This is a genomic window from Kitasatospora sp. NPDC088346 (assembly GCF_044740765.1).
Taxonomy (GTDB): Bacteria; Actinomycetota; Actinomycetes; order Streptomycetales; family Streptomycetaceae; genus Kitasatospora.
The window spans coordinates 1-25,529 of sequence record NZ_JBIURH010000012.1 but is presented as its reverse complement, the minus strand read 5'-3'; the positions used below and the strand labels follow the sequence as shown (position 1 = coordinate 25,529).

Annotated in this window: 23 protein-coding genes and 2 tRNA genes; 16 read left to right on the top strand and 9 right to left on the bottom strand. The window is 71.1% G+C overall.

The window, feature by feature from the left end:
* Positions 1 to 89: 89 nt before the first annotated feature.
* Positions 90 to 1,055 (top strand): thioredoxin-disulfide reductase, encoded by a 966-nt coding sequence (gene trxB, locus ACIOFR_RS18020; RefSeq protein ID WP_400998053.1) that lies wholly within the window; start codon positions 90 to 92, stop codon positions 1,053 to 1,055.
* A 226-nt stretch (positions 1,056 to 1,281) separates the two neighbouring features.
* Positions 1,282 to 1,614 (top strand): thioredoxin, encoded by a 333-nt coding sequence (gene trxA, locus ACIOFR_RS18015; RefSeq protein ID WP_400998050.1) that lies wholly within the window; start codon positions 1,282 to 1,284, stop codon positions 1,612 to 1,614.
* Between the two features lie 155 nt (positions 1,615 to 1,769).
* Here the strand turns inward: trxA and ACIOFR_RS18010 are convergent, their stop codons facing one another.
* The 9 genes from ACIOFR_RS18010 to rpmH form a co-directional block, all read right to left on the bottom strand.
* Positions 1,770 to 2,387, bottom strand: coding sequence for a GNAT family N-acetyltransferase (locus ACIOFR_RS18010; protein WP_400998047.1), 618 nt, complete (start codon positions 2,385 to 2,387; stop codon positions 1,770 to 1,772).
* 127 nt (positions 2,388 to 2,514) lie between these two features.
* The gene (locus tag ACIOFR_RS18005) at positions 2,515 to 3,624 is read right to left on the bottom strand and encodes a ParB/RepB/Spo0J family partition protein (protein WP_400998044.1); all 1,110 of its coding nucleotides are present in this window, start codon (positions 3,622 to 3,624) and stop codon (positions 2,515 to 2,517) included.
* The gene (locus ACIOFR_RS18000) at positions 3,621 to 4,691 is read right to left on the bottom strand and encodes a ParA family protein (protein WP_400998041.1); all 1,071 of its coding nucleotides are present in this window, start codon (positions 4,689 to 4,691) and stop codon (positions 3,621 to 3,623) included. The genes ACIOFR_RS18005 and ACIOFR_RS18000 overlap by 4 nt, the downstream gene beginning before the upstream one ends.
* Before the next feature lie 120 nt (positions 4,692 to 4,811).
* A complete protein-coding gene (gene rsmG / locus ACIOFR_RS17995) occupies positions 4,812 to 5,600 on the bottom strand; it encodes a 16S rRNA (guanine(527)-N(7))-methyltransferase RsmG (RefSeq protein WP_400998038.1) in 789 nt (262 codons plus the stop codon).
* Between the two features lie 155 nt (positions 5,601 to 5,755).
* Positions 5,756 to 6,301 carry a protein jag gene (locus ACIOFR_RS17990; RefSeq protein WP_400998035.1) on the bottom strand — a complete coding sequence of 182 codons (546 nt, stop codon included), beginning with the start codon at positions 6,299 to 6,301 and terminating at the stop codon, positions 5,756 to 5,758.
* A gap of 80 nt (positions 6,302 to 6,381) precedes the next feature.
* Complete coding sequence (gene yidC, locus ACIOFR_RS17985) at positions 6,382 to 7,533, bottom strand: membrane protein insertase YidC (protein ID WP_400998032.1); 1,152 nt, start codon at positions 7,531 to 7,533, stop codon at positions 6,382 to 6,384.
* Between the two features lie 3 nt (positions 7,534 to 7,536).
* Positions 7,537 to 7,851 carry a membrane protein insertion efficiency factor YidD gene (gene yidD, locus ACIOFR_RS17980; protein ID WP_400998030.1) on the bottom strand — a complete coding sequence of 105 codons (315 nt, stop codon included), beginning with the start codon at positions 7,849 to 7,851 and terminating at the stop codon, positions 7,537 to 7,539.
* Positions 7,848 to 8,276, bottom strand: a complete 429-nt coding sequence (gene rnpA, locus ACIOFR_RS17975; RefSeq protein WP_400998027.1) for a ribonuclease P protein component — start codon at positions 8,274 to 8,276, stop codon at positions 7,848 to 7,850. Before rnpA ends, yidD begins: the two co-directional genes overlap by 4 nt.
* Before the next feature lie 19 nt (positions 8,277 to 8,295).
* On the bottom strand, positions 8,296 to 8,433 hold the full coding sequence (rpmH, locus tag ACIOFR_RS17970; RefSeq protein ID WP_033823201.1) for a 50S ribosomal protein L34: 138 nt from the start codon (positions 8,431 to 8,433) through the stop codon (positions 8,296 to 8,298).
* A gap of 429 nt (positions 8,434 to 8,862) precedes the next feature.
* On the opposite strand from rpmH, the gene dnaA reads away from it, so the two are divergent.
* The 14 genes from dnaA (at position 8,863) to ACIOFR_RS17900 (ending at position 25,431) form a co-directional block, all read left to right on the top strand.
* Positions 8,863 to 10,845 (top strand): chromosomal replication initiator protein DnaA, encoded by a 1,983-nt coding sequence (gene dnaA / locus ACIOFR_RS17965; protein WP_400998023.1) that lies wholly within the window; start codon positions 8,863 to 8,865, stop codon positions 10,843 to 10,845.
* 1,100 nt (positions 10,846 to 11,945) lie between these two features.
* Positions 11,946 to 13,076, top strand: coding sequence for a DNA polymerase III subunit beta (gene dnaN / locus ACIOFR_RS17960; RefSeq protein WP_371498308.1), 1,131 nt, complete (start codon positions 11,946 to 11,948; stop codon positions 13,074 to 13,076).
* A gap of 155 nt (positions 13,077 to 13,231) precedes the next feature.
* The gene (gene gnd / locus ACIOFR_RS17955; protein ID WP_400998020.1) at positions 13,232 to 14,107 is read left to right on the top strand and encodes a phosphogluconate dehydrogenase (NAD(+)-dependent, decarboxylating); all 876 of its coding nucleotides are present in this window, start codon (positions 13,232 to 13,234) and stop codon (positions 14,105 to 14,107) included.
* A gap of 40 nt (positions 14,108 to 14,147) precedes the next feature.
* Positions 14,148 to 15,281 carry a DNA replication/repair protein RecF gene (recF, locus tag ACIOFR_RS17950; protein ID WP_400998016.1) on the top strand — a complete coding sequence of 378 codons (1,134 nt, stop codon included), beginning with the start codon at positions 14,148 to 14,150 and terminating at the stop codon, positions 15,279 to 15,281.
* An 82-nt stretch (positions 15,282 to 15,363) separates the two neighbouring features.
* On the top strand, positions 15,364 to 15,876 hold the full coding sequence (locus ACIOFR_RS17945; protein WP_371498311.1) for a DUF721 domain-containing protein: 513 nt from the start codon (positions 15,364 to 15,366) through the stop codon (positions 15,874 to 15,876).
* Positions 15,877 to 16,146: 270 nt separating this feature from the next.
* Positions 16,147 to 18,147 carry a DNA topoisomerase (ATP-hydrolyzing) subunit B gene (gene gyrB, locus ACIOFR_RS17940; protein WP_400998014.1) on the top strand — a complete coding sequence of 667 codons (2,001 nt, stop codon included), beginning with the start codon at positions 16,147 to 16,149 and terminating at the stop codon, positions 18,145 to 18,147.
* A 116-nt stretch (positions 18,148 to 18,263) separates the two neighbouring features.
* Entirely contained in the window at positions 18,264 to 20,804 is a 2,541-nt protein-coding gene (gene gyrA / locus ACIOFR_RS17935) for a DNA gyrase subunit A (RefSeq protein WP_400998469.1), read from the top strand.
* A 143-nt stretch (positions 20,805 to 20,947) separates the two neighbouring features.
* Positions 20,948 to 21,640, top strand: a complete 693-nt coding sequence (locus ACIOFR_RS17930; RefSeq protein ID WP_400998012.1) for a DUF3566 domain-containing protein — start codon at positions 20,948 to 20,950, stop codon at positions 21,638 to 21,640.
* Between the two features lie 278 nt (positions 21,641 to 21,918).
* The gene (locus ACIOFR_RS17925; RefSeq protein ID WP_400998009.1) at positions 21,919 to 23,310 is read left to right on the top strand and encodes a class I SAM-dependent methyltransferase; all 1,392 of its coding nucleotides are present in this window, start codon (positions 21,919 to 21,921) and stop codon (positions 23,308 to 23,310) included.
* Between the two features lie 16 nt (positions 23,311 to 23,326).
* A tRNA-Ile gene (locus ACIOFR_RS17920) sits at positions 23,327 to 23,400 on the top strand.
* A gap of 340 nt (positions 23,401 to 23,740) precedes the next feature.
* The gene (locus ACIOFR_RS17915) at positions 23,741 to 24,496 is read left to right on the top strand and encodes a hypothetical protein (RefSeq protein ID WP_400998007.1); all 756 of its coding nucleotides are present in this window, start codon (positions 23,741 to 23,743) and stop codon (positions 24,494 to 24,496) included.
* Between the two features lie 18 nt (positions 24,497 to 24,514).
* Entirely contained in the window at positions 24,515 to 24,916 is a 402-nt protein-coding gene (locus ACIOFR_RS17910) for a DUF6191 domain-containing protein (protein WP_400998004.1), read from the top strand.
* A 153-nt stretch (positions 24,917 to 25,069) separates the two neighbouring features.
* Positions 25,070 to 25,198: a DLW-39 family protein gene (locus ACIOFR_RS17905; RefSeq protein WP_014137031.1), complete on the top strand. Its 129-nt coding sequence runs from the start codon at positions 25,070 to 25,072 to the stop codon at positions 25,196 to 25,198.
* 160 nt (positions 25,199 to 25,358) lie between these two features.
* A tRNA-Ala gene (locus ACIOFR_RS17900) sits at positions 25,359 to 25,431 on the top strand.
* The last annotated feature ends 98 nt before the right edge of the window (positions 25,432 to 25,529 follow it).

The following is a 25,529-nucleotide window of genomic DNA, read 5'->3' as shown; positions in this document are numbered from 1 at the left end:
CGGGAGACTGGTCAGTCGTTGTCCCGGGCGGCGGAGCAGGACCGCCCTCCCCGCAGATGCGCGGGTCGCGATGCGAACCAGGAGATGCAGTGAGCGACGTCCGTAATGTGATCATCATCGGTTCCGGCCCGTCCGGATACACCGCTGCGCTCTACACCGCCCGTGCCTCCCTCAAGCCCCTCGTGTTCGAGGGTGCCGTGACGGCCGGCGGTGCCCTGATGAACACCACCGAGGTGGAGAACTTCCCCGGCTTCCGGGACGGCATCATGGGCCCCGAGCTGATGGACGGCATGCGGGCACAGGCCGAGAAGTTCGGCGCCGAGCTGGTCCCGGACGACATCGTCGCGGTCGACCTCACCGGTGACGTCAAGACCGTCACCGACTCCGAGGGCACCGTGCACCGCGCCCGCGCCGTGATCGTCGCCACCGGCTCCCAGCACCGCAAGCTCGGCCTGCCCCGGGAGGACGCGCTCTCCGGACGCGGCGTCTCGTGGTGCGCCACCTGTGACGGATTCTTCTTCCGCGACCAGGACATCGCCGTGGTCGGCGGCGGCGACACCGCCCTGGAGGAGGCCACCTTCCTCTCCCGCTTCGCCCGCAGCGTCACGGTCGTCCACCGCCGCGACAGCCTGCGCGCCTCCAAGGCGATGCAGGAGCGGGCCTTCGCCGACCCGAAGATCAGCTTCGCCTGGGACAGCGCCGTCGAGGAGATCCACGGCGACCCCAAGCTGACCGGTCTCACCCTGCGCGACACCACCACCGGCGACACCCGCGAGCTGGCCGTCACCGGCCTGTTCATCGCCATCGGCCACGACCCGCGCACCGAGCTCTTCACCGGCCAGCTCGACCTGGACGCCGAGGGCTACCTCACCGTGGAGGCCCCCTCCACCCGGACGAACATCCCCGGCGTCTTCGCCGCCGGCGACGTGGTCGACCACACCTACCGCCAGGCCATCACCGCGGCCGGGACGGGCTGCGCCGCCGCCCTGGACGCCGAGCGCTACCTCGCCTCGCTCGCCGACCTGGAGGCCCAGGCCGCCGCCGTCGCGGTCTGAGCGAACGCACACCTGCCGGGGCCGGCCGGACCACCCCGGTCCGGCCGGCCCCGGACCCGCCACCGTTTCACGTGAAACCGCCCCCGGACACGTGGCGCGGTGGCCCCGCAGGACCATCCCCCGTCGAGAAACAGAACGGCCCCCGCCGTTGTTGTGACTCTCGAAGGTGCCCAACCGACCCACACGCGGCGGGGCACCACCTCGTACGTGACCCTTAGGAGTTCCCGTGGCCGGCGCCACCATCACCGTGACCGACGCGTCCTTCGACGCCGACGTCCTCAAGAGCGAGAAGCCCGTCCTGGTCGACTTCTGGGCCACCTGGTGCGGCCCGTGCCGCCAGGTCGCCCCGATCCTGGAGGAGATCGCGGACGAGCACGGCGAGGCCATCACCATCGCCAAGCTCGACGTCGACGCCAACCAGGAGACCGCGGCCCGCTACAACGTGATCTCCATCCCGACCCTCAACGTCTACCAGAACGGCGAGCTGGTGAAGACCATCACCGGTGCCCGCCCGAAGGCCGCGCTGCTGCGCGAGCTGGCGGACTACATCGCCCTCTGAGCCCGAACCCGGCAGCGGAGCCCGGCAGCTGATCCCCGGCGCAGCGGAGCCCCGACGCCGGAGTCCCGGCAGCGGAGAACGGACGGCGGAGGCAGGCCCACCGAGGGCCCGCCTCCGCCGTCCGTCGTTCCCCCGCCCACCGTCGGGCCCATCGTTCAGAACGGCCGCAGCGCCGGCTCCTTCCGCGCCCCGCCCAGCAGCCGTTCCAGCGCGCCCTCCACGTCGCTGCGCCAGCTGAGCGTGGTGCGGGCCTCCAACCGCAGCCGCGGAAAGCGCTGGTGCGGACGGACCGTCTTGAACCCCACCGCCAGCAGGTGGTCGGCCGGCAGCACGCAGCTCGGCGTCTCCCGGCCGACCGCACCGAACGCCTCGACCGCCCGGAAGCCCCGGACGATCAGGTCCTTGGCCGCCGTCTGCACCAGCACCCGGCCGAGCCCCTGCCCCTGGTAGCCCGGGAGCACCCGGCTGACCATCAGCTGCACCGCGTCCGCGGACACCGGGCTGGTCGGGAACGACTGCGAGCGCGGCACGTAGGCCGGCGGCGCATACAGCACGAACCCCGCGGGCCGGTCGTCGACGTAGGCCACCCGGCCGCAGGAGCCCCACTCCAGCAGCACCGCCGAGATCCAGCCCTCCTTCTCCGCCTCGGCCTTCCCGGACTCCACCGCCGCCCGCCCGGTCACCGGATCCAGCTCCCAGAACACGCAGGAGCGACACCCCACCGGCAGGTCCTGGAGACTGTCCAGCGTCAGCGGAACGATCCTGCGTCCCACGCCCCCACACCTCCTCCGCAGCCCGGGCCGCCCGAGCGGCCCGCCCCTCCACCGAGACACCTACCCAAACGAAAGGGGTGCACGTTTCACGTGAAACATGCACCCACCGCCGTCCGGACCGCCCGGTTCAGCCCTGCGAGAGCTTCAGCCCGTCCTCGCCGGGCGCCAGCCCGTCCAGGATCCGGTTCAGGTCCTCCACCGAGGCGAACTCCAGCACCACCTTGCCCTTGCCGAGCTTGCCGTTCCGCTGTGACACCTCGACCTTGACCCGGGTGTCGAAGCGGTCCGACAGGCGCCCGGCCAGTTCGTTGAAGGCCGGCGACAGCAGCCTGCCCGCCTTCGGCGCCGCCGGCCGGGCCGGCTTCTCGTCGCGGTTCATCGTCGCGACGATCTCCTCGGTGGTGCGCACCGAGAGCCCCTCGACGTTGATCCGCTTCGCCAGCCGGTCCTGCTGCTCGGCGTCCGGCAACCCCAGCAGCGCACGCGCGTGGCCCGCGGTGAGCACGCCGCTCGCCACCCGCTTCTGCACCGCCGGGGAGAGCTTCAGCAGGCGCAGGGTGTTGGAGACGTGCGAGCGGGAGCGGCCGATCCGGTCGGCCAGCTCGTCGTGGGTGCAGGAGAAGTCCCGCAGCAGCTGGTCGTAGGCGGCGGCCTCCTCCAGCGGGTTCAGCTCGGCCCGGTGCAGGTTCTCCAGCAGCGCGTCCAGCAGCAGCTTGTCGTCCTCGGTGGCCCGCACGATCGCCGGGATCAGCTCCAGGCCGGCCTCCTGGGAGGCACGCCAGCGGCGCTCGCCCATGATCAGCTCGTAGCTGTCCGCACCGACCTGGCGGACCACCACCGGCTGGAGCAGGCCCACCTCCCTGATCGAGGCGACCAGCTCGGCCAGCTTGTCCTCGTCGAAGTACTCGCGGGGCTGGCGGGGGTTCGGCCGGATCACGGCCGGCGGCAGCTCGGCGAACCGGGCCCCCTCCACCGGGGAGAGCGCCGCCTCCAGGACGCTGCGCGGATGGGCCTCCGCAGCCAGCTCCCGCAGGCTCTCGGCCGCCGCCTTCGCGGCCACCGTGCCCCGGCCGGTCGGCAGCACCGGCACCGCCGCCGGGGAGACCGTCCCGCCCGTCCGGACCGTGGCCACCGCCTCCGACTCCTGGCCGGCGGCCGGTGCGGTCGCTCCTGCGGCCGGCGAGGCGGCCGGGATCAGTGCCCCCAGCCCTCGTCCGAGGCCTCTGCGCGTGCTCACCGGTTGTCCTCCATCGTGCTCTGCTGTGCCACCGGAGCGGGCCGCTCGCCGGCGCCGTTCCGCTGCTGTCCCAGTCCGCCGTAGGCGGCCACGTCACCGTCTGCCTGCGCCCCCGGCGCCCCCCGGAGCGCGAGCTCCCGGGCGGCCTCCAGGTACGACAGCGCACCGGTCGAACCAGGATCGTAGGTGAGCACCGTCTGCCCGTAACTCGGTGCCTCGGAGATCCGCACCGATCGCGGGATGGCCGTCCGCAGCACCTCCTGCTCGAAGTGCGTACGGACCTCCTCCGCCACCTGCGCGGCGAGCCTGGTCCGGGCGTCGTACATGGTCAGCAGGATGGTGGAGACGTGCAGAACCGGGTTGAGGTGCGCGCGGACCAGCTCGACGTTGCGCAGCAGCTGGCCCAGGCCCTCCAGCGCGTAGTACTCGCACTGGATCGGGATCAGCACCTCCTGGCCGGCGACCATCGCGTTCACGGTGAGCAGGCCGAGCGAGGGCGGGCAGTCGATCAGGATGTAGTCCAGCGGCTGCTCGTACGCCGCGATCGCCCGCTGCAGGCGGCTCTCCCGGGCGACCAGCGAGACCAGCTCGATCTCGGCGCCCGCCAGGTCGATGGTGGCCGGGCAGCAGAACAGCCCCTCCACGTCGACCACCGGCTGCACCACGTCGGCCAGCGGCTTGCCCTCCACCAGGACGTCGTAGATGGACGGCACCTCGGCGTGGTGATCGATGCCGAGCGCGGTGGAGGCGTTGCCCTGCGGGTCGAGGTCGATCACCAGCACCCGCAGCCCGTGCAGGGCCAGCGAGGCGGCCAGATTGACGGTGGTGGTGGTCTTGCCCACCCCGCCCTTCTGGTTGGCCACCACCATCACCCGGGTGGCGGCGGGCCGGGGCAGGCCTTCTCCCGTACGGCCGACGGCCTGAACGGCGGCCTGGGCAGCCCGCGCGATGGGGGTGTCATCGATCAGGTCGATGGTCTCCGAGTCCTGCATGGGGGTCAGTGTTTCACGTGAAACCGGAGCGGCAACAGTCACCGCCCGGCTGCGGCCGAGGATTCCGGAAAGCATGGAGCGACGTTTCACGTGAAACACGATGCCCAAAATGCCGGAAATCTGACGGACCGACACTCCGGCACCCGGGCGACATCCACCGTCGCCCGGGTCGCCCACCAGGACAGTCGTCCGGGCTCAGCGCCGCCGGCGCGCTCCGCCGCGACCGCCCTCGGACGGCTTTCCCCCGCGTCCGGCCCTGGCCGCCTTGGCCCGCCGGGTGGCGGCCTTCACACCGCCCGGGCTCTCCCCGGCCTCCACCCGGACCACCCGGGTCGAGGTCTCCAGGGTCTCCTCGCCGACCGCGAGCACCGACCAGCCGACCGCACCGAGCTTCGTCAGCGCCGACCGGGAGTCGGCCAGCTCCTGCTCGGCCGTGTCCCCCTTGAGCGCCAGCATCTGACCGTACGGACGCAGCAGCGGCATCCCCCAGCCGGCGAGCCGGTCCAGCGGGGCGACCGCCCGTGCGGTCACCACGTCCACCGCGAGCTTGCCGACCATCTCCTCGGCGCGGCCGCGCAGCACCGTCACGTTGTCCAGGCCCAGCAGCCGCACCACCTCCTCCAGGAAGGTGGTCCGCCGCAGCAGCGGCTCCAGCAGCGTCACCGACACGTCCGGACGGGCCAGCGCCACCGGGATGCCCGGCAGACCGGCGCCGGAGCCCACGTCGCACAGCGTCGCGCCGGCCGGCAGCAACTCCGCCAGCACCGCGCAGTTGAGCACGTGCCGGTCCCACAGCCGCGGCACCTCACGCGGGCCGATCAGCCCGCGCTGGACCCCGGCCGTGGCCAGCAGCTCGGTGTACCGCACCGCGACCGGGTACCGGTCGCCGAAGATCTCCGCCGCCACGGCGGGGGCCGGCGCCAGATCGGCCACCGCACCGCCCTCCGTCGCACCGCCCTCCGCGGCCACGCCGTCCGTGTCCATCTCGACCTCTCCGCTCACCGAAATCCACCCACCCGTACAAGCACTGTTTCACGTGAAACATCCAGCCCCCACCCGACCGACCCGAGCCCGGCCACAAAGGGGACGACCCCGCCCGCGCGAGGCGGACGGGGTCGACGGTCAGACCGCCACCGGCGTCAGCGCGGCAGCACGACCACGCAACGCTCGGGCTCCTCGCCCTCCGACTCGCTGCGCAGGCCCGCCGCGGCCACCGCGTCGTGCACCACCTTGCGCTCGAACGGGGTCATCGGACGCAGCTTCTCCTGCTCGCCCGAGCTCTTCACCCGCTCGGCCGCCTCGGCGCCGAGCGCGGCCAGCTCGGACCGCTTGCGGGCCCGGAAGCCCGCGATGTCCAGCATCAGCCGGCTGCGTTCACCGGTCTCCCGGTGGACCGCCAGCCGGGTCAGCTCCTGCAGCGCCTCCAGCACCTCGCCGTCGTGGCCGACCAGGCGCTGGAGCGACCGGTCGGACCCTTCGCCGACGATGGAGACGAGGGCCCGGTCGCCCTCCACGTCCATGTCGATGTCCCCGTCGAGGTCCGCGATGTCGAGCAGACCCTCCAGGTAGTCGGCCGCGATGTCACCCTCCTGCTCCAGGCGGGCAACGGCGCCCTCGGCGCCAGGGCCGGCCTCGGCCTCGGCCTCGGCCTCGGTGTCGACGGCGGAGATGGTGCCTTCCGTCACTGCTGGACTCCTTCAGGGATGGGCCCTCGGGTGGGGCCGAGAACGAAGATCTGGGGCCGGTGTCGACGGTCTGGGACCGGTCAGGACTTCTTCTTCGGCCGCTGGCCGCTCTGTCCGCGCTTCGGCTGCTGGCGCTGGCCCGGCTTGGCCGCCGCCGTCCTCGCCGCCGGGGCCTTCCGCTCCGCCGCCGGGGCGGGGGCCTCCTCGGCCGGCTCGGCGGACTCCGCCGGCTCGGCCGGCTTGGTCAGGCTGGTCGTGGTGGTGTGGCCACCGGCCTGCCGCTGGGCCTTGGTCTGCTTGCGCGGCTGCTGCCGGCGCACCTGCACGCTGTCCTCGACCACGGCCTCGGCACTGGTCGGCGCCGCACCCTTGCCGCCGCCGGAGATCAGGGCGAGCACCCCGACCTTCTTGACCGAGCCGTCCGGGTTGATCCGGCCGGCCTTCCTCAGACGGACCTGGCGCTCCTCGAAGGCCTTGCTGCCGGGCGTCGGGTTGTTGCGGATGACGATCAGCTGCTGGCCCATCGACCAGACGTTGGTGGTCAGCCAGTAGACCAGCACACCGACCGGGAAGTTGATGCCCATCACGGCGAACATGATCGGGAAGACGTACATCAGCATCTTCTGCTGCTGCATGAACGGCGTCTTGACCGTGAGGTCCATGTTCTTGGTCATCAGCTGGCGCTGGGTGATGAACTGCGACAGCGACATCAGGACGATCATGATCGCGACGACGATCTTGACGCTGATCTCGGTGGAACCGAGGAAGGTCGCCGACAGCGGGGCACCGAAGATGTGTGCCTGCTGGGCGCTGTCGAGCAGGGTCTCGTTGAAGACCCCGATCGGCTTGTCCTTGGCCACCGAGGCCAGCACGCCGTAGAGGGCGGTGAAGAACGGGGCCTGCACCAGGATCGGAAGGCAGCTCGAGAAGGGGTTGGTACCCGCCTCCTTGTAGAGCTTCATCATCTCTTCGGACTGGCGCTGCCGGTCGTTCTTGTAGCGCTCCTGGATGGCCTTCATCTTCGGCTGGATCGCCTGCATGGCCCGGGTCGCCTTGATCTGCTTCACGAACAGCGGGATCAGGCAGATCCGGATGACGATGACCATGGAGACGATCGACAGGCCCCACGCCCAACCACCGTTGGGATCGAAGACGTGGCTGTACAGCGAGTGGAACTGGACGATGATCCAGGACACCGCGGTGTAGAGGGGACTCAGAAAACCGAAAGTCACCGGTCAGACTCCTTGGGCATCGGGCTTCGCCACCGGCTCCGGCCCGGCAGTCCCGCTCGTGGGGCTCAGCAGATCGCGCAGCCGTCGGTGCCACACCGGGTGCTTGCGCGGCGGTACATGGTCGACCCCACCGGGCGACCAGGGGTTGCAGCGCAGGATGCGCCAGGCGGTCAGGCCAGTGCCTTTGACCGCTCCGTGCACCTGCACTGCCTCGTACCCGTAGTGCGAACACGAGGGGTAGTAACGGCAGACCGGGCCCAACAGTGGACTGATCGTCCACTGATAGAGCCGGATCAGCCCCATCAGCAGGTACTTCATCGCCCTGCTCCCGTCGGCGCGCCGCCGCTCGGCTCCGCCCTGAGCAGGCGCCTCAGCGCCGCGTCCAGGTCGTGCTCAAGTTCGAGGTACGAGGCCGCCGCCGCCGGCGGCAGCGCGCGTACCACCACCAGGCTACCTGCGGGCAACCGGGACATACGCGCGCCCATCAGATGCCGCAACCGGCGCTTGACCAGGTTGCGCACCACAGCAGGGCCGACGGCCTTGCTGACGACGAAACCCGCACGCGCCGGAGGGAGCCCCTCGGCGACGTGCGGGCTGGAGTCACTCAACGCGCCGGCTGCCCCCGCCAGGACGCCATCTCTACTGAGATGGACGACCAGCAGGGGCCGACCGGCACGCCGACCGCGTTTCACCGCGATCGAGAAGTCCTGGCGCCGCCGCAGCCGATGCTCGGAGGGCAGCACTGCAGACCCTTGGCGCGAATCAGGCGGACAGGGCGGAACGGCCCTTGCCACGGCGCGCGGCCAGGATGGCGCGGCCGGCACGCGTCCGCATGCGCAGCCGGAAGCCGTGGGTCTTGGCACGACGGCGGTTGTTCGGCTGGAAGGTGCGCTTGCTCACTCGGGGGCTCCTGAGGTGAATCGTAGGGTGACCGGGTATCGCTTGGCCGTCACCGTGCGTCCGCGTGATCTCCCCCATCAATGGGAAGTCCGGCCCCAAAAACCCAGATCTGCTGGGGTTTGAGGCAATCCACGGCGCCCGTGCTGCGCGCGTCATGGAAGCGGGCGGACCCGCGGACATGCGGCAGCGGCCATCGACAACTCGACCTGGTTACGGTACGCGGACCAGGGGTGGAGGGTCAAACCGGGTGGTCCCGGGCCTGCGCCGCGGCCGGAAATCCACGATACCCACAGCCTGTGGACAACAACTTGAATCAGCTCTGTCCGCTGACTACCGTTGCAGGACTTGTCTGGTTTGTTCTTCGGGGCGGACCACCACCCCCCGAAGCCCCTTGACACCCCCGTACGGGGAACGAGAAAGCGTGCACCAGTGGCTGATGTCAACAGCGATCTCGTCCCGGTCTGGGCGTCGGTCGTCGAGCGGCTGGTCAACGACGCAAGTGTCGGGGACAGCGACAAGATGTGGCTCCGGCGGACCCAGCCGATGTGGATGATGCACGACACCGCCCTGCTGGCCGCGCCCAACGAGCGCGCCAAGCAGGTGCTGGAGGGCCGGCTGCTGCCGCAGCTGAGCGACGCGCTCTCCCGCGTGTTCGCCCGCCCCGTACGGATCGCGGTGATGGTGGACGCCAACGCCGTCCCGCCGGCCGGCAGCCCGGGCGCCGAGTCCGGCGGCCACGGCGAACCGCACGGCGGCCACGACCAGGACCAGCAGGGCTCCGAGCCCGAGGACTGGGCACCCCAGCACCAGCACGCCCCGCAGCAACAGCACTCACAGCACCCGCACCCCCAGCAGCACCAGCAACAGCACCAGGCGCAGCACCGCCAGCACTCCGAGTTCGGCGGCCGCCAGGACGCCCCGGGCAGCTGGCCGCGGTCCGAGAACTACCCGGGCCCGCAGGAGTACCCGCCGGCCCAGGACTACTCCCGCGGCGGCTACCCGCAGCAGCAGTACGGCCAGGGGTACCCGCCCGACCGCTACGACCAGCCCTCCGGGTACCCGCAGCGGACCGCCGGCTACGGCGACGAGCCGCCGGCCTGGCACTCCCAGGGCGGGTCCGAGGACGGCTGGGAGCAGGCGCCGCCGCCGGCCACCGAGCGCCCCAAGAGCCTGCCGGCCGTCACGCCGTCCCAGGGTGACCTGTTCGACGGGGTGCTGGAGCACTCCCCCGCGCCCGGTCGCCAGCGGCCCGGTGCGCCGGCCCGCCGTCCCGCCGGCTCCCGGCCCGCCCCAGGCGGCGCCGTCGAGCGCCAGCCCGCCCCGGGGGTCCCGGCCCCGCCGGGTGCTCCGCCGGCCGGTGGAGCGCGCAAGGACGAGCCGAACGCCCGGCTGAACCCGAAGTACCTGTTCGACACCTTCGTGATCGGGGCGAGCAACCGCTTCGCGCACGCGGCCGCCGTGGCGGTGGCCGAGGCGCCGGCCAAGGCCTACAACCCGCTCTTCATCTACGGCGAGTCCGGCCTCGGCAAGACCCACCTGCTGCACGCCATCGGGCACTACTCGCGCAGCCTCTTCCCCGGCACCCGGGTGCGGTACGTGAGCTCGGAGGAGTTCACCAACGAGTTCATCAACTCGATCCGCGACGGCAAGGCGGACGCGTTCCGCAAGCGGTACCGGGACATCGACATCCTGCTCGTCGACGACGTGCAGTTCCTGGCGAGCAAGGAGTCGACGCAGGAGGAGTTCTTCCACACCTTCAACACCCTGCACAACGCCAACAAGCAGATCGTGCTCTCCTCCGACCGGCCGCCCAAGCAGCTGATCACCCTGGAGGACCGGCTGCGGAACCGCTTCGAGTGGGGTCTGATCACCGACGTCACCCCGCCGGAGCTGGAGACCCGGATCGCGATCCTGCGCAAGAAGGCGATCCAGGAACAGCTGAACGCGCCTGCGGACGTGCTGGAGTTCATCGCGTCCCGGATCACCCGGAACATCCGGGAGCTGGAGGGCGCGCTGATCCGGGTGACCGCCTTCGCCAACCTGAACCGGGCACCGGTCGACCTGGAGCTGGCCGGGATCGTCCTGAAGGACCTGATTCCGGGCGGGGACGAGGACGCCGGCCCCGAGATCACCGCTCAGGTGATCATGCAGCAGACCGCGGCCTACTTCGGGCTCGGCGTGGAGGACCTCTGCGGCTCCTCGCGCAGCCGGGTGCTGGTGACGGCCCGGCAGATCGCGATGTACCTCTGCCGCGAGCTCACCGACCTGTCACTGCCGAAGATCGGCGCGCAGTTCGGCGGTCGGGACCACACCACGGTCATGCACGCGGACCGGAAGATCCGCTCGTTGATGGCCGAGCGGCGGTCCATCTACAACCAGGTCACCGAGCTGACCAACCGGATCAAGAGCTGAACCTGCTGCTGGGCAGCGGGAGTTGAAGGGGAGTCGGGGAACGTGCCGGCTCCCCTTCGGCCTGTCCGGACGAACGGGACGGACGGGCGTCCCCGGGACAACCCCAGGGCGGCTCCAGGGCGGCTCCGGGGCGACCCCGGTGGCCCCGCGGTGGTCCACGACGGCCACGAGCCCGACACCCGCGTGCGCGGCACCCTCCGCCGCCGCCGACGCCCGGCCCTGCGAATGACGCGTTGTCACACCAGGTGTGGCCGACGCTCCCGCGGGGCAGGAATCCGTCGAGCGACGCCGCGCCGACTTCCGTGCCAGGTCGAACATCTGACCGGCAATTCGAACTCGGCCGCCGCCGAACGGCGTAGTCCACAGGTCGGGTGCGTTTTCCCCGTCCACACCCCGGAGACGGCCGAAGTTATCCAGAATTCCTCCACAGGGGCTACGCCGCTACGCTCTTCCGCGCAGGTCAGGTGGCTGTGGACTTGTGCACAACGGTTGTCCACAGGCTGTGGACAACTGACGGCCCGCCAGAGGGCCATCTGGGTTATCCACCGCTTGTCCCCAGGAATGGGTCGGTTATCCCCAGGTTCTCCACAGCTGCGTCCACAGTTCGACAACATTGGCGGGACGTTCATGCCCAGGTGTGAAAGGCGTCACGTGATGTTGCCCGAGCCCCGTGGATAACCGGTCCATGATCTGGGGACGGACCTGGGGATAACCTGTGGATACTCAACGTGCCCTGTGGGTAACGCTCCGCTGTCCACAGCAGGCCCTGGTTGTCCACATCCGCCCTCCACAGCCGCTGTGGACAAAAAACAGGCTCTGAGCTGCGAAAACAGGGTTATCCACGGTTTCCACAGGCCCTACTACTACTACTACCCTTAGAGACCCATGAGCTTGATCAACAGTGGGGCTGGCCGAAATCTGTGGACAACGGAGGCCCGACACTTGTTCGGGTTGCTTCCGCCCATCTGCTCCGTCTGTCGGTGGAGTACGTCAGACTGTTCTCCGGCGACTGGAGCCGGGGGACTCCCCGGTGGGCCGGAAGCCGGACGACGAAGATCGAAACGCATACAGCGACAGCAGGAGCCAGGAGGCGGTTACCGGTGAAGTTCCGGGTGGAGCGTGATGTCCTCGCGGAGGCGGTGGCCTGGGCTGCTCGCAGCCTCCCGGCGCGGCCGCCGGTGCCGGTGCTGGCCGGCCTGCTGCTGACGGCACAGGAGGGCTCGCTGGCCCTCTCCGGGTTCGACTACGAGGTCTCGGCCCGGGTCGAGCTGGAGGCGGACGTCGAGGAGGCGGGCACGGTGCTGGTCTCCGGCCGGCTGCTCAACGACATCTCCCGCAACCTGCCCAACCGCCCGGTGGAGATCTCCACCGACGGCATGCGGGTCAGCGTGGTCTGCGGCAGCTCCCGATTCACCCTGCCGACCCTGCCGGTGGACGAGTACCCGACCCTGCCGCAGATGCCGAGCGCCACCGGCACCGTCGCCGGCGAGGTCTTCGCCGCCGCCGTCAGCCAGGCCGCCGTGGCCGCCGGTCGGGACGACACCCTGCCGGTCCTCACCGGTGTCCGGGTCGAGATCGAGGGCGACCGGATCACCCTGGCCGCCACCGACCGGTACCGCTTCGCCGTGCGCGACCTGCTGTGGAAGCCCGAGCAGTCGGACATCTCGGCCGTCGCCCTGGTGCCCGCCAAGACCCTCCAGGACATCGCCAAGTCCCTGGGCAGCGGCGACACGGTCTCCATCGCGCTCGCCTCGGGCGGCGCGGGCGAGGGCCTGATCGGCTTCGAGGGCGCCGGCCGCCGCACCACCACCCGGCTGCTGGAGGGCGAGTTCCCGAAGTTCCGCAGCCTCTTCCCGACCGAGTTCAGCGCGGTCGCGGCGATCCAGACCCAGCCGTTCCTGGAGGCCCTCAAGCGCGTCTCCCTGGTGGCCGAGCGCAACACCCCGGTGCGGCTCAACTTCGAGCAGGGCGTGCTCACCCTGGAGGCCGGCTCCGGCGACGACGCCCAGGCCACCGAGCGGATCGACGCCGACCTGGAGGGCGACGACATCTCGATCGCGTTCAACCCCGGCTACCTGGAGGAGGGCCTGAAGGCCATCGACTCCGCGTACGCCCAGCTCAGCTTCACCACGCCGACCAAGCCGGCCCTGCTCAGCGGCAAGGTCGCGGTCGACGCCGAGGCGGACGAGGCCTACCAGTACCTGATCATGCCGGTGCGCCTGTCGGGCTGACGGCCCGCACAGCCCCGTCCACAGGCTGTGGACCACGCCAGGCCTTCCCCGGACAGACCGTGCCGGGGGAGGCCTGGCACCGTTCGCGGCGTAGGCTCGGGGAAACGCGGCAACGGCGCCGTCATCAGGCACGACACCACAGTGAAGGACTAGTCATGGAGCTCGGCCTCATCGGTCTCGGCAAGATGGGCGGCAACATGCGCGAGCGCATCCGCCGCGCCGGCCACACCGTCATCGGCTACGACCGGAACCCGGAACTCGCCGACGTGGACAGCCTGGAGGGGCTCGTCAGCAAGCTCCAGGGCCCGCGGGTGGTCTGGGTCATGGTGCCCGCCGGCGGTCCGACCCAGGACACCGTCGAGCAGCTGGCCGAGCTGCTGTCCCCCGGTGACGTGGTGGTCGACGGCGGCAACTCCCGCTGGACGGACGACATCAAGCACGCCGAGCAGCTGGCGGCCAAGGGCATCGGTTTCGTCGACTGCGGTGTCTCGGGCGGTGTCTGGGGCCTGGAGAACGGCTACGCGCTGATGTACGGCGGTGAGGCCGAGCACGTCGCGAAGGCCCAGCCGATCTTCGACGCGCTCAAGCCCGAGGGCGAGTTCGGCGCCGTGCACGCGGGCAAGGTGGGCGCCGGCCACTTCGCCAAGATGGTCCACAACGGCATCGAGTACGCGATGATGCAGGCCTTCGCCGAGGGCTGGGAGCTGCTGGAGGCGGCCCCCGAGGTCACCGACGTGCGCGAGGTCTTCCGCAGCTGGCAGGAGGGCACGGTGATCCGCTCCTGGCTGCTCGACCTGGCCGTCCGGGCGCTGGACGACGACGAGCACCTGGCCAAGCTCAAGGGCTGGGCCGCCGACTCCGGCGAGGGCCGCTGGACGGTCGAGGCCGCCATCGACCACGCGGTGCCGCTGCCGGCCATCACGGCCTCGCTGTTCGCCCGTTTCGCGTCCCGCCAGGACGACTCCCCGCAGATGAAGATGATCGCCGCGCTGCGCAACCAGTTCGGCGGCCACGCGGTCGAGTCCAAGTAGTCACCGGCCCGTCCCGCAGAAGGCGAGCGCAGTCCCAGCCATGCATGTCGCGCACCTGTCGCTCGCCGACTTCCGTTCGTACGCCCGGGTCGAGGTTCCGCTCGACCCGGGCGTGACGGCGTTCGTGGGGCCCAACGGCCAGGGCAAGACCAACCTGGTCGAGGCGGTCGGCTACGTGGCCACGCTGGGCAGCCACCGGGTCGCCACCGACGCCCCGCTGGTCCGGCTGGGGGCCGAGCGGGCGGTGGTCCGCTGCTCGATCGTGCGGGACGCCCGGCAGACCCTGGTCGAGCTGGAGCTCACCCCCGGCAAGGCCAACCGGGCCCGGATCAACCGCTCCGACAACGTCCGCCCGCGGGACGTGCTCGGGCTGCTGCGGACGGTGCTGTTCGCCCCCGAGGACCTGGCCCTGGTGAAGGGCGACCCGGGTGAGCGGCGTCGCTTCCTGGACGAACTGCTGACCGCCCGCGCCCCTCGGCTGGCCGGGGTCCGGCAGGACTACGAGCGGGTGCTCAAGCAGCGCAACGCCCTGCTGAAGACCGCGGCGACGGCCCGCCGGGCGGGCGGCGGCCGCGGCGCCGACCTGTCCACCCTGGAGGTCTGGGACGGCCATCTGGCGCGCACCGGGGCCGAGTTGACGGCCTTTCGGCTGCAGTTGGTGGCCGCGCTGCAGCCGCTGGTGGCGCAGGCGTACCGGCAGCTGGCGCCCGAGGGCGGCGACACCCTGCTGGAGTACCGCAGCTCCTTCGAGGGCGAACTGCCGGCCAGCCGGGAGCAGGCCGAGGAGCAGCTGCTGGCGGCGCTGCAGGCGGCCCGTGGTCAGGAGGTGGCCCGGGGCCTGACCCTGGTCGGCCCGCACCGGGACGAGCTGACGCTGCGGCTGGGCCCGCTGCCCGCGAAGGGGTACGCCAGCCACGGCGAGTCCTGGTCGTTCGCGCTGGCGCTGCGGCTGGCCTCGTACGAGCTGCTGAAGGCGGACGGCGGTGAGCCGGTGCTGATCCTGGACGACGTGTTCGCGGAGCTGGACGCGCGGCGGCGGGACCGGCTGGCGGAGCTGGTGGCGGGCGGCGAGCAGGTGCTGGTCACGGCGGCGGTGCCGGAGGACGTGCCGAAGGCGCTGGCGGGCGCGCGCTTCGCGGTCTCGGACGGCACGGTGTCCCGTCTGGACCCGTGAGCCCCGGGAACCTCGTACGCTGGACGGTCCACCGTCCGGCTCCGGGCGGGCTGTCCACAGCCTGGGGAAAGGTGCGGGGTGCATGAGCGAGACGCCTGAGCCGTCGGGTGTGGACCTGGCGCGGGTGGCGCTGCGCGCGGCCAAGGAGCAGGCCAGGAAGCGCGGCGAGCAGGTCAGGGAGAAGCGCGAGGCGAAGCGGCACGGCCTGCGCAGCGGTGCGCGGGCGGACGGGCGGGACCCGGTGCCGCTGGGCGCCGCGCTGAACCGTCTGATCACCGAACGGGGCTGGGAGGCGCCGGCCGCGGTCGGCGGGGTGATGGGCCGCTGGCCGCAGATCGTGGGCCCGGACATCGCGGCGCACTGCGTGCCCAAGAACTACGCGGAGGCCGAGGCGGTGCTGACGGTGCAGTGCGACTCCACCGCCTGGGCGACCCAGCTGCGACTGCTGGCCCGGCAGCTGGTGGCCCGGCTGAACCACGAGCTGGGGCACGGCACGGTCAAGGTGATCAAGGTGCTGGGGCCTGACGCGCCGGTTCGGGGGTACGGGAGGCTGCGCGCACCGGGGAGCAAGGGACCGGGCGACACCTGGGGGTGACCGTCCGGAGTGGAGCCGGTCGGTCCGGAATCGCTGGCGGCCGGTGTGAGGCCCCTGAGCCCCCTGGTCGAGTATCGGGACATGTGCAGAGGGGATTCAGGGCGGCACATCTGCCCTCAGGGGCTGCCAAACGCCCCTCTCTGTCAGTCGTACCGGTAGACTGAGAGCCAAACACTGTTGCTCGCAGCAACCGAGTCGAAACGCCGTGGTCGCAGGCCGTCCGAATCACCGGGTGGCGTGCGACCCGCGCTGTGCCAGAGAGGGCGCTTCGTGGCCGATTCCGGCAACCCCAGCCAGAACCCAGACCCCACCGACCAGACCGCCGAGGCTTCCTACACCGGTAGCAACATCACGGTGTTGGAGGGCCTCGAAGCCGTCCGCAAGCGCCCCGGCATGTACATCGGCTCGACCGGTGAGCGAGGCCTGCACCACCTGGTGTACGAGGTCGTGGACAACTCCGTCGACGAGGCGCTGGCGGGGTACGCCGACACCATCGACGTGACGATCCTCGCCGACGGCGCGGTGCGCGTGGTCGACAACGGCCGCGGCATCCCCGTGGACATCGTCCCCGGCCAGGGCCGCCCGGCCGTCGAGGTCGTGCTGACCGTCCTGCACGCCGGCGGCAAGTTCGGGCAGGGCGGCTACGCCGTCTCCGGCGGCCTGCACGGCGTCGGCGTCTCGGTGGTGAACGCGCTCTCCACCCGCCTGGCGATCGAGATCCACCGGGACGGCCACCGCTGGTCCCAGGACTACAAGGCCGGCGCCCCGACGGCCGCCCTGGAGCGGCACGAGGACACCGACCGCACCGGCACCAGCGTCACCTTCTGGGCCGACCCGGACATCTTCGAGACCACGGTCTACTCGTTCGAGACGCTCTCCCGGCGCTTCCAGGAGATGGCGTTCCTCAACAAGGGCCTGACCATCTCGCTGACCGACGAGCGCGCCGAACACGCCGACGAGGAGGGCCGCCCGCTCTCCGTCACGTACAAGTACGACGGCGGCATCGCGGACTTCGTGGCGCACCTCAACTCCCGCAAGGGCGACCCGGTCCACCCGTCGGTGATCGACTTCGAGGCCGAGGACAAGGACAAGACGCTCTCGGTCGAGATCGCCATGCAGTGGAACTCCTCGTACACCGAGGGGGTCTACTCGTTCGCCAACACCATCCACACCCACGGCGGCGGCACTCACGAGGAGGGCTTCCGCGCGGCGCTGACCGGCCTGGTCAACCGCTACGCGCGGGACAAGAAGCTGCTCCGCGAGAAGGACGACAACCTCTCCGGCGAGGACATCCGCGAGGGCCTGACCGCGATCATCTCGGTCAAGCTCGGCGAGCCGCAGTTCGAGGGCCAGACCAAGGACAAGCTGGGCAACACCGAGGCGAAGACCTTCGTCCAGAAGGTGGTGCACGAGCAGCTGAACGACTGGCTGGACCGCCACCCCAACGAGGCCTCGGACATCATCCGCAAGTCGATCCAGGCGGCCACCGCCCGCGTCGCCGCCCGCAAGGCGCGCGACCTGACCCGGCGCAAGGGCCTGCTGGAGAGCGCCTCGCTGCCGGGCAAGCTGAGCGACTGCCAGTCCAAGGACCCGGCCGAGTGCGAGATCTTCATCGTCGAGGGTGACTCCGCCGGCGGCTCGGCCAAGCAGGGCCGGGACCCGCGCACCCAGGCGATCCTCCCGATCCGCGGCAAGATCCTGAACGTCGAGAAGGCCCGGATCGACAAGGTGCTGCAGAACACCGAGGTCCAGGCGCTGATCTCGGCCTTCGGCTGTGGCATCCAGGAGGACTACGACGAGTCCAAGCTCCGCTATCACAAGATCGTTCTGATGGCGGACGCCGACGTCGACGGACAGCACATCCGCACCCTGCTGCTCACCCTGCTGTTCCGCTTCATGCGGCCGCTGGTCGAGTCCGGCTACGTCTACCTGGCGATGCCGCCGCTCTACAAGATCAAGTGGGGCCGGGACGACTTCGAGTACGCGTACTCGGACCGTGAGCGCGACGCGCTGATCGCCGCCGGCGTCGAGGCCGGCCGCCGGCTGCCCAAGGACGACGCGATCCAGCGCTTCAAGGGTCTCGGCGAGATGAACGCCGAGGAGCTGCGCGTCACCACCATGGACGTCGCCCACCGCCTGCTGCTCCAGGTCACCCTGGAGGACGCGGCCCGCGCCGACGACCTGTTCTCCGTCCTGATGGGCGAGGACGTGGAGGCCCGCCGGTCCTTCATCCAGCGCAACGCCAAGGACGTCCGGTTCCTGGACGTGTGACCCCCGCGGTCCCCCACGTAACCAGGCCCCGCGTGAAAGGAAACTGACCACCAGTGGTCGACGACAACCGTCCGGACGGCGACGAGCAGCCGGAGAACAGCACCAGCCAGGCCACCATGCGGATCGAGCCCATCGAGCTCGAGACCGAGATGCAGCGCTCCTACCTCGACTACGCGATGAGCGTGATCGTCAGCCGTGCGCTGCCCGAGGTCCGCGACGGCCTCAAGCCGGTGCACCGCCGGGTGCTCTACGCGATGTACGACGGCGGCTACCGGCCCGAGAAGGGCTACTACAAGTGCGCCCGCGTGGTCGGCGACGTGATGGGCAACTACCACCCGCACGGCGACACCTCGATCTACGACACCCTGGTGCGCCTCGCCCAGCCCTGGTCGATGCGGATGCCGCTGGTCGACGGCAACGGCAACTTCGGTTCCCCGGGCAACGACCCGGCCGCCGCCATGCGGTACACCGAGTGCAAGATGATGCCGCTGGCCATGGAGATGATGCGGGACATCGACGAGGAGACCGTCGACTTCGCCGCCAACTACGACGGCCGCCAGCAGGAGCCGACCGTCCTGCCGGCCCGCATCCCCAACCTGCTGATCAACGGTGCCACCGGCATCGCGGTCGGCATGGCCACCAACATCCCGCCGCACAACCTCCGCGAGGTGGCCTCCGGCGCGCTCTGGGCGCTGCAGAACCCCGAGGCGACCAACGAGGAGCTGCTGGAAGCCCTGATCGAGCGGATCAAGGGCCCGGACTTCCCGACCGGTGCGCTGATCGTCGGCCGCCGCGGCATCGAGGACGCCTACCGGACCGGCCGCGGCTCGATCGCGATGCGCGCGGTGGTCGAGGTCGAGGAGATCCAGGGCCGGCAGTGCCTGGTGGTCACCGAGCTGCCGTACCAGGTGAACCCGGACAACCTGGCGCTGAAGATCGCCGACCTGGTCAAGGACGGCAGGGTCGCCGGCATCGCCGACGTCCGGGACGAGTCCTCGTCCCGGACCGGCCAGCGCCTGGTGGTCGTGCTCAAGCGCGACGCCGTCGCCAAGGTCGTGCTGAACAACCTCTACAAGCACACCGACCTGCAGACCAACTTCGGCGCCAACATGCTGGCCCTGGTCGACGGCGTGCCGCGCACGCTGTCGCTCGACGCCTTCATCCGGCACTGGGTCACCCACCAGGTCGAGGTCATCGTCCGGCGCACCACCTTCCGGCTGCGCAAGGCCGAGGAGCGCGCCCACATCCTGCGCGCGCTGCTGAAGGCGCTGGACCAGATCGACGCGGTCATCGCGCTGATCCGGGCCTCGGAGAGCGCCGACGCCGCCCGCAGCGGTCTGATGAACCTGCTCCAGATCGACGAGCTGCAGGCCAACGCGATCCTGGAGATGCAGCTGCGCAGGCTGGCCGCGCTGGAGAGCGCGCGCATCCTGAGCGAGCACGACGAGCTCCAGGCGAAGATCAACGAGTACAACGCGATCCTCGCCTCGCCCGCACGCCAGCGGGAGATCATCTCCGAGGAGCTCACCGCGATCGTCGAGAAGTACGGCGACGAGCGGCGCTCCACCCTGATCCCCTCCGACGGCGACCTCTCGATCGAGGACCTGATCGCCGAGGAGAACATCGTCGTCACCATCACCCGCGGCGGCTACGTCAAGCGGACCAGGTCCGACCTCTACCGCTCGCAGAAGCGCGGCGGCAAGGGGGTGCGCGGGGCCCAGCTGAAGCAGGACGACATCGTCGACCACTTCTTCGTGACCACCACGCACAACTGGATCCTCTTCCTCACCAACAAGGGCCGGGTCTACCGCGCCAAGGGCTACGAGCTGCCCGACGCCGGCCGGGACGCCCGCGGCCAGCACGTCGCCAACCTGCTGGCCTTCCAGCCCGAGGAGCACATCGCCCAGGTGATGGCGGTGCGCACCTACGAGGACAAGCCGTACCTCGTACTGGCCACCCGAAACGGCCTGGTCAAGAAGTCCCGCCTGAAGGACTACGACTCGCCGCGCTCCGGCGGCCTGATCGCGATCAACCTGCGGCAGGACGAGGACGGCCGGGACGACGAGCTGATCGGCGCCGAGCTGGTCTCCGCCGAGGACGACCTGCTGCTGATCTCCAAGAAGGCGCAGTCGATCCGGTTCACCGCCACCGACGACTCGCTGCGGCCGATGAGCCGGGCCACCTCGGGCGTGAAGGGCATGTCCTTCCGCGAGGACGACGAGCTCCTCTCGATGAACTCGATCCGTCCGAACACCTTCGTCTTCACCGCCACGGACGGCGGCTACGCCAAGCGGACCTCGGTCGACGAGTACCGTGTGCAGGGACGCGGCGGTTTTGGCATCAAGGCGGCGAAGATCGTCGAGGGCCGCGGCTCGCTGGTCGGGGCCCTGGTCGTCGAGGAGACCGACGAGATCATGGCCATCACGCTGTCCGGCGGCGTGATCCGGACCAGGGTTTCCGAGGTTCGTGAAACCGGACGTGACACGATGGGCGTCCAACTGATCAACCTCGGAAAGCGCGACGCGGTCGTGGGCATGGCCCGCAACGCGGAGGCGGAGGACGAGGAGACCTCGGAGGACGAGGCAACCGAGGCCACGGCCGAGGTGCCCGTGACCGAGGACGGGACGACGGCGGGTGGCGGGGCCGACCAGGCCTGACCTCGCGCCGGCGGTCCGGAGCCCGCCCCCTGCCGGGGCGGGCGCCGGACCGCTGACCGGTGCCGGCCACAGGGCCGGCCACCGGACGGGAAGCGATGACCAGGGCGGACCGCCGACCTGGCGGGAACTGCAGGAGGACCAGGGTGAGTGGAGCCACGGGTGCTGGAGGTGCCACGGGCGGCCTGCCGGGCGGTGCGCCGTACGGCGGCGGGGTGCCACCCCGTCCGACCGAGCACCCGACGGCGGCGTCCACCTCGCTGATGCCGCCGGTCGGCGCGGCCGGCCAGAGCGGCGGCGTCACCTATGGCGGACAGGCGGCCGCCCCGGCCGGCGGCGGCACGGACGGGTTCTCCACGCCGACCACCTACACCAAGGGCCAGCCGACCCCGGCCCGCGGCACCCGGGTCCCGGGTGCGGCCCCGCGCCGCCCCGGCACCCCCGCGGCCGCCTCGCCGGGCGGCGCCCGGACCCGCAAGGCCCGGCTGCGGATCGTCAAGGCCGACCCGTGGTCGGTCATGAAGGTCAGCTTCCTGCTCTCGCTGGCCGTCGGCGTGATCCTCATCGTCGCGGCGGCCGTGCTCTGGATGACCCTCGACGGCCTCGGCGTCTTCGACTCGCTGAGCAGCACGCTCAAGGACGTCACGGGCAACGACAGCGCCGGCAGCTTCAACCTGATGGACTTCATCGGCTTCGGCCGGGTCATGATGTTCACCTTCCTGATCGCCGTGGTCGACGTGGTGCTGATGACCGCCCTGGCCACCCTCTCGGCGTTCATCTACAACACCGCGGCCGGCTTCACCGGCGGGGTCGAGCTGACCCTCGCCGAGGAGGACTGACGCCGCGTCACCCGCTCGGAATGGACGGGCCTCGAAGGCTGTTGACGCCTTCGGGGCCCGTCCGCGTCGGTACCGGCGTTCGGGTGACGGCACGCGCCCGGCGGGCGTGCCGGGCGGTCCCGCGGCACCCGTCCGTGGATAAGTGGACCGGTTGGCCGACGCGGGGTTAGTGCCCGCGTCGACCGGGCAACCATTCACACCGGCACGGCGTCGCGCCGGTGGGCGGCGCGGTGGAGCAGGCAAGCGGTGGAGCTGTTACGGCTGGTCGGAGGCCCGTCATGGCTGAGGTCGCAACACAACTGGTCGGTGCGGTGGAAGGGCTGCTGGGGCTGCGGATCCCGGTGCGGATCCGCGCCTGGGACGGCAGCACCGCGGGGCCGCCCGGCGCCCCCACGCTCGTCCTGCGCAACCGCCGCGCGGCCCGGCGCCTGCTCTGGCAGCCCGGCGAGCTCGGCCTGGCCCGCGCCTACGTCTCCGGCGACCTCGAACTCGGCCCCGACACCGACCTCTACGAGGTGCTGTCCGCCGTCGCCGCGTTCGCCGAGCAGCCCGAGGTGCGCCAGCTCGACCTCGGCCTCGGCGACGCCCTCGGGGCGCACGGCCGCGGCCTGCTCGCCACCCTGCTGCGGATCGGCGCCGTCGGCCCGCAGCCCGCGCCGCCGCCCGAGGAGGCCGGCCGCCCCAGCGGCCGCCTGCACAGCCGCAGACGCGACCGGGCGGCGATCAGCCACCACTACGACGTGGGCAACGACTTCTACCGGCTGGTCCTCGGCCCCACCCTCGTCTACTCCTGCGCCTACTGGACGCCCGACGCCAAGAGCCTGGAGGACGCCCAGGAGGCCAAACTGGACCTGATCTGCCGCAAGCTGGGCCTGCGCCCCGGACAGCGCCTGCTGGACGTCGGCTGCGGCTGGGGCTCGCTGGTGCTGCACGCGGCCCGCCACTACGGCGTCACGGCCGTCGGGGTGTCCATCTCGGCGGAGCAGGTCGCGCTGGCCCGCCGGCGGGTCACCGAGGCCGGTCTGGGCGACCGGATCGAGATCAGGCTGCAGGACTACCGGGAGATCCCGGACGGGCCCTTCGACGCCGTCTCCAGCGTCGGCATGGCCGAGCACGTCGGCTCCGCCCAGTACCTGGTCTACGCCCGCGGCCTGTACGAGCTGCTGGCGCCCGGCGGACGCCTGCTCAACCACCAGATCGCCCGGCGGCCCGACCTGCCCGGCGAGGCGTACCGGCCCAGCCCGTTCATCGACCGTTACGTCTTCCCGGACGGCGAGCTGGCGCCGGTGGGCAGCACGGTCGGCCTGCTGGAGGACGCCGGCTTCGAGGTCCGCGACGTCGAGGCGCTGCGCGAGCACTACGGCCTGACCCTGCGCGAGTGGGTCGCCAACCTGGAGGCCCACTGGCCGCAGGCCGTCCGGCTGGTCGGCCGGGGGCGGGCCCGTGTCTGGCGGCTGTACATGGCGGCGTCCGCGGTGGCCTTCGAGCAGAACCGGATCGGGATCAACCAGGTCCTCGCCGTCCGCGCCACCACGGCCGGCCACAGCGGCCTGCCGGCCACCCGGGGGCAGTGGCTGACCGGCCCGCGGGACCGTGAGCTGCACGGCTCGCAGCCCGGGCCGCAGGTGGCCGCGGATACGGATTTGGGAGATCGGCGCTCGGTCCGCTAATCTTTCAGTGCGGCAAGGGCCTATAGCTCAGACGGTTAGAGCGCTTCCCTGATAAGGAAGAGGCCACAGGTTCAAGTCCTGTTAGGCCCACCTGCAAGAAGGACCCCGGTCACCCAGTGACCGGGGTCCTTCGCCGTTTGCGGCGCCGACGGCCGACCTGGCCCCTCTCCCCGATGTGGCCGCCGTGTGGCGGTCGTCACATCATCCGCTGCGTGACCCCGTGCCCTCCTGCTCGTTGAGCCTGGTGCGCAGAGGCAGTGTGGGATGGACGACTCGAAACTCCTGTGAAGTCGATGATGGCCGGGCGTCAGAACCGGTCGGTGGATCCGTGGACGTGTGCGACCTCTGTTCCTGCCGGCGGAAGACCGGTCCCGTACGCCCCGGGTGACGTGGCGCTCCACGATCCACTTCAACCATGGAGGGCATTCCCATGTCCATGGACTCCGTCATGCTCGAATCCCCGACGCTGCGCCGGGAACTCACCCAGCGGCTGGGCGGCCGCACCGAGGCGCTCGACAAGGTCAAGGCGCTCACCCTGCTCCCGGGCAGCGTCTACATCACCCTGCGGATGGCCGCCGACTACTTCGAGGTCGGGGAGGAGACCGTCCGCAAGGTCTTCCTCCGTCACCGCCAGGAGCTGAAGAACAACGGAGCGCTCGTGCTCCGGGGTGCTGACCTGGAGACTTTCAAGAGGGACACGCTGTCCCTCTATCCCGGAGGTTATCCACAGGCCCGTTCCGGGCTCGCCGTGCTGCCCCCGCGGGCGGTGTTGAACGTGGCGATGCTGCTGCGGGACAGCGACGTCGCCCGGGCCGTGCGGTGCCAGCTGCTCGACGTCGCCGAGCGCGTTTGGCGGTCCGGGCCGAACGAGCCGGACGAGCCGCAGGTGCAGGCCTTCCGGGCCAGGCCGTGGCCGGACAGCCGGCTGCGCTGGGACGAGTACGAGCGGGCGGTGGCCGACCCGGCGGTCCGTGAGTGGCAGCGGCGGATCGACGGCGAGGACCCGTTCGACCGGGTCGAGCTGCGGCTGCTGGCGATCGAACGGCGGCTGGACGCCGGGGACCGGGTGGTCGCGGCGATCGGGCAGCGGCTCGGCCGGCACGGGGAGGACCTGCGGGCGGTCCGCGACGACCTGCGGATCCTGCGGCAGGAGGTGACGGCCCGGCGCGGGCGCCGGCGGCCGTAGCGGACGGTCCCGGGGCCGGTGCGGCGTGCGGGTGCCGCGCCGGCCCCATCCGCTTCCCCGGGGCCGGTCTGCGCCCCGGTGGCGGTCGCGTTCGTCGACCGGCCGGCGCTGCGGGCGAGCCGGGTCTGGTGGGTGCCGTGGCGGGGGACTGGGCGTGGGGGGTGGATCTCCGCGACCGGGTTCGAACGGCTGCACGCCCGGTTCGCCGCCGGGGAGCAGCACGCGCTGGACCGGCGGCGGAGCACCCTGATGCGGCGCGACGAGGAGGGCGAGGGCGCGCCGCCGAGGACGCGGGTGGATCCGGCGGCCGGAACGGCGGTGGTGCGGCCGCCGGGCGACCGGGCGGACCGTACGACAGGAGGCGCGGCGTCAATCCTGGGTGCGGACGGGTCGGTTGGACCGGGCAGTGGCACCTCTTGAACCGGTTACCGGTGTGTATCATCGGCCGCAAGGCGGTCTCCAGCACGGCCGCTGGTTCGTGCTCGTACACCCAAGGCTTCGGGGGCTGTGCCTCCCGGCCGGGACGTCGGGCCGACGATCCGCTACCGCAAGCAAGAAGGACGAGGTCCCACGGTGAAGAAGCTCCTCCTGGTCGCCCTGGTCGCCCTCGGCGGCTTCTTTGTCTACCGTCAGGTTCAGGCCGACCGCGCCGAGCAGGACCTGTGGACCGAGGCCACCGACCCGGTTCCCGCCGGCCGCTGAGGCCTGCGAACGATCTTTCGAGGCCGGTCTCCGGTCTCCCCGCGGGTCGACCCCGGTCCATCGGCCGGGGTCGGGCCGCGACTCCCGGGTGCCTGCGGGGCCGAGGTGACGGCCCGCGCAGCATTCGCTCCGGGAGCGGGTACGCTAGTGCCCAGAACGCGGGGCTTTAGCTCAGTTGGTAGAGCGCTGTCTTTGCATGGCAGATGTCAGGAGTTCGAATCTCCTAAGCTCCACAACCGCGGCGGGGCCTTCAAAACGCGCACCCAAAACACACGCCCTAAAAACACCACGCGCCGCCGCAGGGGGGCCCCCTGAAATAGTGCGGGTGAGG